General features: G+C 61.1%; 9 protein-coding genes. 2 read left to right on the top strand and 7 right to left on the bottom strand.

What is annotated here, in order from left to right:
• Positions 1-8 precede the first annotated feature (8 nt).
• The 7 genes from ACA044_RS30735 to ACA044_RS30765 all read right to left on the bottom strand — a co-directional run bounded on the left by ACA044_RS30735 (position 9) and on the right by ACA044_RS30765 (position 9,112).
• Positions 9-2,141, bottom strand: coding sequence for a hypothetical protein (locus tag ACA044_RS30735; protein WP_497444575.1), 2,133 nt, complete (start codon positions 2,139-2,141; stop codon positions 9-11).
• The gene (locus ACA044_RS30740) at positions 2,128-3,321 is read right to left on the bottom strand and encodes a DUF3142 domain-containing protein (protein ID WP_497444576.1); all 1,194 of its coding nucleotides are present in this window, start codon (positions 3,319-3,321) and stop codon (positions 2,128-2,130) included. Before ACA044_RS30740 ends, ACA044_RS30735 begins: the two co-directional genes overlap by 14 nt.
• A 65-nt stretch (positions 3,322-3,386) precedes the next feature.
• On the bottom strand, positions 3,387-4,214 hold the full coding sequence (locus ACA044_RS30745) for a class I SAM-dependent methyltransferase (protein ID WP_497444577.1): 828 nt from the start codon (positions 4,212-4,214) through the stop codon (positions 3,387-3,389).
• A complete protein-coding gene (locus ACA044_RS30750; RefSeq protein ID WP_497444578.1) occupies positions 4,208-5,362 on the bottom strand; it encodes an acyltransferase family protein in 1,155 nt (384 codons plus the stop codon). Before ACA044_RS30750 ends, ACA044_RS30745 begins: the two co-directional genes overlap by 7 nt.
• Positions 5,359-6,252 (bottom strand): class I SAM-dependent methyltransferase, encoded by an 894-nt coding sequence (locus ACA044_RS30755; protein WP_497444579.1) that lies wholly within the window; start codon positions 6,250-6,252, stop codon positions 5,359-5,361. Before ACA044_RS30755 ends, ACA044_RS30750 begins: the two co-directional genes overlap by 4 nt.
• Positions 6,249-7,553 carry a glycosyltransferase gene (locus ACA044_RS30760; protein WP_497444580.1) on the bottom strand — a complete coding sequence of 435 codons (1,305 nt, stop codon included), beginning with the start codon at positions 7,551-7,553 and terminating at the stop codon, positions 6,249-6,251. Before ACA044_RS30760 ends, ACA044_RS30755 begins: the two co-directional genes overlap by 4 nt.
• Positions 7,547-9,112 carry a glycosyltransferase gene (locus ACA044_RS30765; protein WP_497444581.1) on the bottom strand — a complete coding sequence of 522 codons (1,566 nt, stop codon included), beginning with the start codon at positions 9,110-9,112 and terminating at the stop codon, positions 7,547-7,549. The genes ACA044_RS30760 and ACA044_RS30765 overlap by 7 nt, the downstream gene beginning before the upstream one ends.
• A 431-nt stretch (positions 9,113-9,543) precedes the next feature.
• Here ACA044_RS30765 and ACA044_RS30770 point away from each other — a divergent pair, with 431 nt between their 5' ends.
• Together ACA044_RS30770 and gmd are read left to right on the top strand one after the other, a co-directional pair.
• Entirely contained in the window at positions 9,544-10,458 is a 915-nt protein-coding gene (locus tag ACA044_RS30770; RefSeq protein ID WP_497444582.1) for a GDP-mannose 4,6-dehydratase, read from the top strand.
• Positions 10,455-11,426: a GDP-mannose 4,6-dehydratase gene (gene gmd / locus ACA044_RS30775; protein WP_497444583.1), complete on the top strand. Its 972-nt coding sequence runs from the start codon at positions 10,455-10,457 to the stop codon at positions 11,424-11,426. Before ACA044_RS30770 ends, gmd begins: the two co-directional genes overlap by 4 nt.
• Positions 11,427-11,428 lie beyond the last annotated feature (2 nt).

Genomic DNA, 11,428 nt, shown 5'->3' on the forward strand with positions numbered 1-11,428 from the left:
GGTTGAGGTTATCGCGCTCTACGACGGCGGCGACTGATCAGCAGCAAAGCCGCCGCCGTGATCGCCACGATAGTGCCTACTTGCACCGGCTTCTTATAGGGCCGCAGCATCGAACGCGTAGCATCGGTGGCCTGGGTTACATAACGTTTGCTGGCGTTTTCAAAGTCGGGATAAGGGCATTGGTGACCGAAGTTCTCCGCCCAATCCACGTACGGCCCTTCTTTTACATACCGTTGATAGAAGGCACTTTCTTCTTCAAGACTGGTGTTCCACCCCGCCGCCGCACACAACACCGCCGCAAAAGCCTGGCTGGTATGAGGCAGATTATCGGCAGCACGACTGGCCAAAGCCGTTGCGACATAACGATAGTGATAGCGCTCATCGGGTTGAGCGGCACTGGTTTGCTGACGCAGGACTTCATCTTCAGCCACTAACGGGCCGACCTTTAGCTCACGGCTCTCAAGGCTGTAATTACCGCCGAACGTGGCGTAATCCGGCGCCATTTCGTAGCCGAGAAGCTCCATTCCCCATTGGCGTGCCGTCGAAGCGGCGTTGAACAACGCCGCGGCACGTTTGGTCGGCCACCAGGCCGCGTCCGCTTCCTGACGCAACTGTCCATACGCCTTGGCCTTGTTCTGCAGATCGACGTTGTCGAAGTAAGCCGGGGCTTCGTCATAACGCCCTTCACGCAGCAGGCGCCGCCCGAGCAAATTGCGCAGGTTCGCGGCTACCGACAACGGCACATAATTGTCGCGATCCTGCTGGGTGAGCGGCGGCGGTGCGGGCACCTGAGTGTCGACGTACTGCTTGAGTTCATCGAGGGTCAGCACCCGCTCGGCAACGGTGGCCGCGTCGAACCAGTAGATGCCTTGGCTGCGATAGAGCTGATCGAAGGCTTGCAGGTAATCCCCGCGTTGCAGCGCCAGGATCGCGCTTTCGCCGTCGACCCGGCACTTGGGCTGCACCGTTTCGTAATCCCAGTCCGGGGTCCGCCGTTCGCCCCAGGACTCATTTTGCGGGAAGGCCTGGGCTGCCTTGGCATAGGCCGCCGCGGCCGCGTTTTTGTCGCCATCACGCAACGCCAGCTTCGCCCGCAACCACCACGCGAGGCCACCGTCACCGGCCTGTTCAAGGAAGGCTTTGGCGCTGGCGTAATCGCCCTGTTGATAATTCATCGCCGCCAGGCGATCCGCGTTATCCAGGCTGCCGCGGGTGCTGGTTTGCAGCAGCTTGATCAGTTTCTGTTCGCTCGGTGGCTGATCACCAAATGACCAGCCCAGTCGACTGATCAACGACGCCGTCACCAGTTGCTGTACCGTTTTGCCCTTGAGCAACACGGCCAGTTGATCGTCGGGCATCGCGGCCAGATCGGCCGTCAACAACTTCAATGAGCTATAGCCCACTGCCGAACCGTGTAGGTTCTGCGTGGCGTAGAGTTCGATGGCACTATCCCAATCGCCAGCGGTGCGGGCCACTCGCGCTTCTTCACCGAGGCTGGCAACACCCAATTCCAACGGGTCGCTGAAGCCGTCGATACTCAGCTGACGAGTCTGCTCGAAGGCTTTGCGGGACTGGGTCAACAGGTCCGCGCCGGCATCCGCCTCTGAACTCATGGCAAACAGTGCCCGCCCCAACGAGTAAGCCGCCCAGGTGCTGCGCAACGCGCGTTGATCCGCCGGCAACGCCAGCACTTTCTGAAAGTATTCGGCGGCCAAGCCATGGTCACCGGCGTTGAACGCCACGGCACCCGCCAGATAGAGTTTGTGCTCGGCCGGCAGGCTCACGCCTTGTTCTTCAACCTGATGGGCATCGGTCAGGCTGCGCAGCTGTTGCACCAGCGCTTGCTGCTCAGGTGTCAAACCGGCCTGTTCGGCTGTGTTCCGCTGATCGGCATAATCAGGCGCATCACCGTAACCGTAATCCGGGCTATGAGTGGCAGCCGTGGCGCTTTTCAGTCCCGCGATGGCATGCCCGAGGCGGTTGATCTCAAAATTGAAGTTGCCTTCCGGCAGCTCCGCCAGTGACTGGCCACGGTTGTCCAGCAGACGCATGGGGAAGTCCGGCCCGCAGGCCAGCGCCGAACCCAACGGCAGGCTGAGGCTCAGGCAAAGCATATGGCGGGGCCAGTTACGGGTGAACATTCGAACCTCCTTGATCAATATTTGCGCAGCGTGCCCAACCGATGGCGCGCTGCCCGCCGGCCGGGATTCGACCCTCGCGCAGGCGGGTGAAGGTAAGCAGATCCGGGCGCTGTTGCAATGCATAACCGGCCAACGCATCGGCGCCCTCGCAACCCTGCACCGCCAGTGTCAGGCGTTCGGGCCAGGCGCTGTCGAGGTTGCCTTGGTTGCTGACGCTGATGTCGTAGAGTCCGTCCTGCGCCGAGAGCTTCAGCCCCACGCGGCTGTCGAGCGTATCGCCACGCGCCACAGCGATTAGCGTCGTCAGGCTCCAGGCCCTGCGATCATTGACTAGCGGCAGGCGAAACCAGATCAGCCCGACCAGATGAGCCGGAGGATCGGCGCGCAACTCGGCACCGAGTTCGCTCAGTTGCAGTGGGTCCGCCAGCAACTCCCGGCGTTTGCCGCCCCGCTCGATGGGCACTTCGCTTTCCACGACCGGCGCGCCACCGGCCACCGGCAACAACGCCACACCATAAGCGGGCAGCGCCAGATAAAACGGTTTCGACGTGATGCGGCTCCAGGCTTTGGCCCATTGCCGGGCCTGATCCGGGTCGAACAGCCCACGCCGTGGATCGCTCACCGCGTGCACCTGCAATACGCTGCTGTCGACCGTCGCCAGCAACGCCGGCAATTCAGGGCTGTCGAGCCAGGCCGGCAACGCGGTGATGCTCAGTGGCACAGAAGCCGGCAGAACAGTGCGCAGATGCGTGAGGAATTCGCGGTAGGCCGGTAGCCGGGCGTTGCCCGCATCGTGGTCGATTTCCACGCCGGAGAGGATCAGCCCCTGCCCTTGCCAATCGCTGAGCACCTGCTGGATGTGCGCCGTGACCTCGTCCTGATCCAGCTCCTTGAGCTGGCCATCCAGACGAATCACTGCAATCAGCGGTCGACCATCACGCTTGAGCAGCGCCGGATCGATCCGCGCCCGGCTCCAGCCGGCCTGCGGAAACGCCTGCAAGGCCAGTACGCGCAAGGTCGAGAAATCGGCACGGCTGTCGCGTAACGCGGCGTCATGGGCTGGCGTCCATTGCCGTTGCCAGATATAGAGTTGCTGATCGAGCGGCGGCGCGTCCGGTCGCTCGCAACCGTTGAGCAACACCGCTGCCAGCAAAACGATCAAGCGTGTGAAAAACACCATGAAAAACCTTATCCCTGAAATACAAAAAGGGCCTCTGAAGGCCCTTTGTCGCTCTGCTCGTTACCCTACTCAGCCATTGGCTTGCGGGCAATGATCACCTGACTTTTCGCCACCACCGCGTCCAGCGCCTGTTTGATCTGTGCGCCCCGTGGCGACGACAGCACGGCTTGCCAGGTGTCGGCCCAGTGGTTGAGCAATGGATGGTCGGCGTTGCTGAAATCGACCTTGGCTTCCCAGAACAACAGCATCCACATCGACCAATAGAACCCGTACTGGCTGTGGCTGATGACTTCCAGGCCGGCGTCGCTGACCATCGCCTTGAACTGCTCTTCGCTGATGATGCGAATGTGGTTAGGCTTTTGGAAATACTCCGGCGCGGCGATGTCTTTTTGCAGGTCTTCGGAACTCGGGTGCGGAACACTGAGCAAATACAGCGCCCCAGGCTTGCCGACCCGCACCAGTTCGGCGAGGAACTGCGCTGGATCGTCGACGTGCTCGATGACTTCGGTGGACACCACCCGGGTCGCGGTCGCGTCGGCAATCGGCAGCGGATTGCAGTCCGTGACGTGGCACTCGACGCCCCGCGCCGGCGTGTCGCTCAGGCGCTGACGAGTCGCTTCGACCTTGGCAGCGTCGATGTCGGCGATGATGATCTTCGCCCCGCGCATGCCGCAGAAATGCACGTTGCCACCGTCACCGCAGCCCACGTCCAGCAGCGTGTCCTCGGGGCTGACCGGGAAACCGGTGAACAGCTCGCCGGTTTGCTGGTTGAACCAGCCACTGAGCATCGCGTCGTGCAGGCCGAGCATGTACGGGTCGACCTTGTCGGCAACCGAGGGTGCCGGCGCGGCAACGGATGTGCCCGTTGTGAGTTTCTTCAAAAGGCTCAGCATGAGGTGGCTCCAGAGGATGGAAGGGCTGATCGGGACGCTCGCAAGCGATGCACTAGACGGGCACCCCGATTGCGCATGGGTAGCTCGATGAATCGGTAGTTGAGTTCGCTCAGCAGCACGATCAGGGTCATGGCGCAAAACAGCGCCAGTATCGGCTGCATCGCCACGTCCTGCGAACCGGCGGGCGCGAAACGAAACCAGCCTTCGCGCACGGCAAAAAACGCCGGGATGTGGATCAGGTAAATCCCATAGGAACGGGCGCCCAACCAGACCAGTATTTGCTTGAGCTTACCCTTGGGCAGCAGGTAATCGCGATTGTAGGAAGCGATCCAGACCAGCGCCGCACACAACATCGCAATCGCCCCGATTCGATAGTTCGCCAGATTGAACGGTGCGCTCGCCAGGAAGCTCAATGCAGCCCCCAGGCCGATCAGCATCAACGGGCCTGTCCAACGGCGGCGCAAAAACCGTGGCTCCCAGGTCAGATAGCTCGGCCTTGAGCTCCACATCGCCAGCAACACGCCCAACGCCAAGGCATCAGTCCTGATGCTCATCAACAAGGCTGAGCGCCAGGTGAACAGTTGCACGGCAACCAAGGCCAGCAACACCCAGACCAACCGCTTGCGGCAGACGAGGATCAATAACGGCAGCAGTAGGTAGAACTGCTCTTCAAGGGACAGGCTCCAGTAAACGAAGCTGGCGCCGTATTCGAAGCGCATGAAGCTTTCGGCAAAGCGGAAATTGGCAAACTGCAGAAAGCCCGCCAACGTCGCCTGCAAATTGGCCTGCACCGTGCCAAAGGCGCCCGAATGATTGAACAACAGCGTCGCCAACAACATCAGCAGCAGCCACAACCAGGCAGACGGCAACAAACGAAAGGCCCGACGAATCCAAAAGTCGCGGGTTTCCTGCCAGAAGGTCTGCGGTGTCTGGCATCCGCGCAGCAACGGAATCAGGCCACGGGCGATCACAAACCCCGAGATGACGAAAAACAGGTCCACGCCCCACCAGAATTGACCGTGGTCCATGCCCGACTCAAAGCCTGGCAGCCCCCCCGGAAACGGCATGCTTTGCAGGTGATGCACCAGCACGCCAAGCACGGCGATCCCGCGTAACAACTCGATGTCGAGAATCCGTCGACTACTCATGGCGCAGTCCCGGCCCTTGAGCCAGTCGTCATCGGTTTGCGTGCAATGATCACCTGGCTCTTGGGCATGAACTGATCGAGCATCTGCTTGATCGCCAGGCCATTGGGTTGCGCCAGCAGGTCTTGCCAGGTTTTCGCCCAGCTCTCCATCAGCGGCGGGTACGGCGCCTGAATCCGGTCGCGCACCGCGCCGCCCAGGTCGCGCCCGGCCGCGCGCTCGCTGGCCCAAAAAAAGATCATGCCCATCACCCAGAAAAACCCGGTGGCCTGCCGATGTTCGATCACCAGGCCTGCGTCCTCTACCAGCGCGGCGAAGCGTTCCGGGGTAAAAATCTGTACGTGATTGGGCGACTGGAAATAGCTGGCCGGGGCGATGCCTTGCTGCAGATGCTCGCCCACCGGCGCCGGCACGCTGAGCAGATACTGCGCACCGGGGCGGCCCATGCGCACCAACTCGGCCATGAACGGCTCGGGCTGGTCGATGTGTTCGAGCACTTCCATGCACACGACTTTGCTCGCGCAGCCATCGGCCAGCGGCAACGGCAGGCTATTGCTGACCAACCCCAGTCTTGGCTTGTCCGTCTGCGCGTCCACTTGCCGGGCCAGGTCACGGACCTTGTCGTGTTCACTGTCAGTGAAAATCACCGACGCGCCCTGACGCACCGCAAACAAAGTCGCCACGCCCTCGCCGCAACCGACATCCAGCAACGTGTCGTCCCCGGTGATCGCAAAGCCCTTGAGCAATTCACCGCTGTCGCCGGAAAACCAGCCGTCGAGCATGGCGTCGTGCAAGCCGATATCGCGCGGCGACACACTGCCTTGCGTCACTGGTGCCGGTACAGGTTCGGGTTTCGCCACTGGACGCAGCCGCCTCATCAATGCGCGGATCATGCCTCGGGGGTTTCCACAGCGGACGTGTTGCGGGTTTCGAACAGCCGGGCAAAAAATTCTTTCAGACGCTGTTCAGCGGTCGTCTGGCTGCAGAAGGTTTGCAGGCTGGTCACTGCGTGGGCGGACATCCTTGCATAGCGTTGCGGGTCGTCCCGGGCCACGTCATAGCTGGCCCGATAGGCCGTGCACAACGAGGCCCAGTTGGTGATGTAACGCAGGGTGCGAAACGCCTTGCGCGGGTCATGGGGCCAGGCCGTCAGCTCATCCGTGGAGTCGATGAGGAAAGCATTGTCGGCGTCCAGGTAATCGATCATCGCCGTGGTGCGCGGTGCCACCGCCGGTTTGCCGCACGACATGAATTCCATCAGTGGCAGGCACTGGCCCTCGCCGTAGGACGTGTTCACCACGTAACTCGTGGCCTGCACCAGACGCTCGTAGTCCGTATCAGCAAGGTAGCCATAAATCAGCACGATACGGCAGCGGTAGGACTGGTTTTTGTACAAGTGATGAAGGATATCGGTCAGCGCTTCTTCGGCATCGTGGTGCGTCAGTTTGAGCACCAGTGTTGCGTCTTCCACCTCGCGGAAGGTCACGCAGAAGGCACTGAGCATGTCTTCCCAATTCTTGCGCCCGTCACTGGGGTTGAACACCGAGGTGTAGATCACACCGTCGAGTACCAGCTCCTGTTCACGAGCAGGCGCCTGAAAGTCGATGCCCTTGCCGGTTCGCAAATGTACAGGACCAAAGGCCCGCAGATCGAGTTGGCGACTGTCCGCGAGCAAGCCTTTGATCTTCAATCGCACTTGGCGGGCCTTTGGCTGGCGCTGCAACTGCGCACCACGTTCGGCAAAGCGATCCCACACCGGCGCCGGTACCGCGACGATCGGATAGTCGGCGCCCATGGCTTCGCGCACGGCATTGACGGTGTAGCTGGAATGGGTGATTGCCGCACCGCACGCACGCAACACCGTGCGCCAGTCATTGCGCGGTTCACCGGCGAACGGCTCGTTGGGAATGGTGCTGAATTCCCACGCAAACACCGCCAGAGTCGGACAGGCGAAATGCACCGGCGTGCGATGGGGCGGCGAGAACGACAGGAACACACAGTCTTCGCCATGGGACAGGCAGTCGAGGTACAGGGCGTCGACTTCAGTCTGCGGGTCGCTGACTTCCACTACCCGACCCAGTCGCTCCAGCACCGGCCGATACTCCTTGAGTACGAAGTAGTAGCTGTACTCCGAACGGCCCAGGTTCTGAGCAATGGTGCGCTGGTTGGTTTCCGAATGAATGATGATCAGCATGAGGCGTTATCCGTCACGGCCGCTGCCGGCACAACCTGTGGCGCCAGCCCGAAAAACTCCGCCAGGCGCTGTTGCACCGCAGCGAAGGCGCAGTAATCGTGCATGCGCTCGACTGCGGCGTGAGACATGCGCTGGTATTCCAGTGGCTGCTCCTTGGCGATCCGGTAGCTGTTTTCGTAGGCCGTTTTCAACGACCCCCAGTCCGGTCGATAACGCAGGGTCCGATAGATGATGCGGGTGTCCTGGGGCCAGATGGTCAGCTCTTCGCTGGACTTGACCACCCATGCCACATGCTCATCGATGTAATCCTCCATGGCCGTGTGGTCCGGGGCGATCACCGGTTTGCCGCTGGCCATGAACTCCATCAGCGGCAGGCACAGGCCTTCGCAGCGCGAGGCGTTGACGTAATAACTCGCCGCCTCATAGAGCCGGGCATACTGCGGATCGTCCAGGTAACCGTGCATCACCACCACCCGACAGGCGAACGGCGACAGCTGCGCCAGCAAGGTCATCAGTTCGGTGTAGTAGGACGACAGGTCGCTCTGGGTAATCTTCAGCACCAGCGTCGCGTCCTCGGTTTCCCGGAACGCCCAGCAGAATGCGCTGATCAGTTGATGCCAGTTCTTGCGTCCGTCCCGAGGGTTGAACACGGTGACGTAGACCACGCCGTCGACTTGGGTCTGGACCTGAGCAGTGGTATCCGGCAAATCCATCGGTGCCGGTACGGGGACCGGGACCGACTGCCGACCGGCAATGGCCGGGAGGTATTTTGCGACTCTGGAGTGAGCCGGGGTTGACAACAGATCGCGAATCCCTTCCCAGTACCACTGGCTCAGAAAGTGAGTGCGATGGACCGGTACCGGCTGCGCCTTGCCCAGGTCCAGCGCCCACAGGCGCAGGTAGTGCCTGGCGATGACGAAGCGGCGTTTCAGGGTCAGCGGCGGCGGTCGCAAGGCATCGAGTTCCGCCTGCTGTTCAGGGGTCAGTGGCGGTGGAATCAGCGAGTCGGCGGACAGCCCAAGCGTGCGGGTATCGAGGATGCAACCCCTGATGTCGAGGGTCGAGCCGGCATTGACCGGCACGCTGGTATGGCGACTACGAATGGCCGCGAAGTTTTCCCACAACGGGGTTGGCAATACCAACACCGGAAAGTCTTCGCCCATGGCCCGACGGATCGCCCGGGCGGTATGGCTGGAGAGTGTGATCACCCGGCCCTGGCGCGCTAGCATGTGAGTCCAGTCCTGTCGCGGATCGTTGTCCCACTGCTCGTCAGGAATCGAATCGAACTCCCAGGCCACCACGCAGATCGTCGGGCACTCAAGGTCGTTCGGGGTTTTCTGCGGCGGAGTGAAAGACAGGAACAGGCTGTCTTCGCCAGCGGCAAGCAGTTGCCTGTAGAGGGGATCGACCTCGGCCGTGGAGGACACCACATGCACCCGCCCAAGGCTTTCGAGCACCGGGCGATAAGCCTTGAGCACGAAGTAATAACTGTATTCGGGACGACCGAGGTTCTGGCTGATGGAGCTGTCGTTGACGTCCGAGTAAAGAATGAAATTCATGGCATCCCACGATGAGGCCGCCATCCCGGCAACCTCACTCTATGACGGCGAAACCACGGATCGAGTCGGCGTTTGCCCGCCCTCGTCCATTGTCTTCGTACCCGTCTACGTTCTTGTTTTAGTGGTCAGGTTCTCGGAGTTTCGGAACAACCCTGCCGAACCCCGGGCGATCGTGACGAGGGGCATTCTAAACACATCCGTTAAGGGTTCGTGAACCGTCCGGCGAGAATAAATAGAGCTGCAAAAACGAGAACTGACCGGTCACGGTGGGACGTGTTGAAATTGCTGCGTAATTGGCACAGATTGGCGACCAAACAACTACAACAACGACTTCGCCTGTCTTTCGACCCAGTAATCCACCCGGTCTGTCAGACATCTCCGTCAAGCCTGTGGGGAATGGACGAGGTTTTATGATCAAGGGGTTTCGCTGCTTGAAAAAGCGTCTGTTCGTAACGGGTCTGAGTGGATTCGTAGGACAACACATCCAATCTCGTCTGAAGGCTGATGCCTCGGAATGGGAACTGCTGCCTGCCCCTTCCCGGTACGATCTCGCACAGCCAGAAAGCCTTGAAGGCCTATGGCCGGAGATGCCCGATGCGGTCATTCACCTGGCCGGTCAGACTTTCGTCCCCGAGGCCTTCCGTGATCCGGCGCGCACGCTGAACATCAACCTGCTGGGCACCCTCAACCTGCTTCAAGCCCTCAAGGCCCGCGGCTTCAACGGCACCTTCCTGTACGTCAGCTCCGGGGACGTCTATGGCCAGGTCAACGAAACCGATCTGCCCATCACCGAACTGCAGCCACCCTGCCCGCGCAATCCTTATGCCGTGAGCAAACTGTCGGCGGAGTTCCTGAGCCTGCAATGGGGCCTGAGCGAAAGCTGGCCAGTATTGGTCGCTCGCCCGTTCAACCACATCGGCACCGGGCAGAAGGACAGCTTCGTCATCGCCAGCGCTGCGCGGCAGATCAACCGGATCAAGCAAGGCCTGCAAGCACCGCAACTGGAAGTCGGTGACATCGATGTCACTCGCGACTTCCTCGATGTGGGCGACGTGGTGTCGGCCTACCTGGCGTTACTGGAAAAAGGCACGCCGGGGCAGGTCTACAACATTTGCTCGGGGCGCGAGCAGAGCATTCGCAGTTTGATCGAACAACTGGGAGACCTCGCCCAGGTCGATATGCAACTGATTCAGGATCCGGCGCGTCTTCGCCGCGCGGATCAGCGTCGCGTTTGTGGCAGCCACGCCAAGCTCGCCCAGACCACAGGATGGACGCCTGACATCACAACACAACAATCCCTGCGGGCGATCCTGTCCGACTGGGAGAAGCGAGTACGACAAGAATGACCAAAAGTGCACTGATCACAGGTATCACCGGCCAGGATGGCGCGTATCTGGCCAAACTGCTGCTCGACAAGGGTTATAAAGTCCACGGGCTGGTGGCGCGGCGCAGCAGCGATTCGCGTTGGCGGCTGCGCGAGACGGGGATCGAGGGTGATATCGTCTATCTGGACGGCGACATGGCCGATGCCTGCTCGGTGCAACGTGCGGTGATCAAGTCGGCGCCCGATGAAGTCTACAACCTGGCGGCGCAAAGCTTTGTCGCCGCCTCCTGGGATCAACCGGTGACCACCGGCATCGTCGATGGCCTGGGCGTGACTCACCTGCTCGAAGCGATCCGCCAGTTCAGTCCGCACACCCGCTTCTATCAAGCGTCCACCAGCGAAATGTTCGGTTTGATTCAGGCCGAGCAGCAGGACGAAAACACGCCGTTCTACCCCCGCAGCCCTTACGGCGTGGCCAAGCTCTACGGCCACTGGATCACGGTGAACTACCGCGAAAGCTTCAACCTGCACGCCAGCAGCGGGATCTTGTTCAACCACGAATCACCGTTGCGTGGCATCGAGTTCGTGACCCGTAAGGTCACCGATGCCGCCGCCCGCATCAAGCAGGGCAAACAGCAGGAGCTACGGTTGGGCAACATCGACGCGAAGCGGGATTGGGGGTTCGCCGGCGACTACGTCGAAGCCATGTGGCTGATGCTGCAACAGGACAAGCCTGATGATTTCGTGGTCGCCACCGGGGTGACCACCACTGTGCGCGATATGTGCCGCATCGCCTTTGATCACATCGGCCTCAATTACCGCGATTACGTGAAGATCGACCCGGCGTTTTTCCGCCCGGCCGAGGTTGAGGTGCTGCTTGGCAACCCGGCCAAGGCCCAGCGCGTTCTGGGCTGGAAGCCAAAAACCGATCTGGGCACCTTGATCCGCATGATGATGGATGCGGACATGAAACGCGTTGCCAAGGAGTAGGC

This window comes from Pseudomonas sp. LBUM1673, assembly GCF_059695645.1.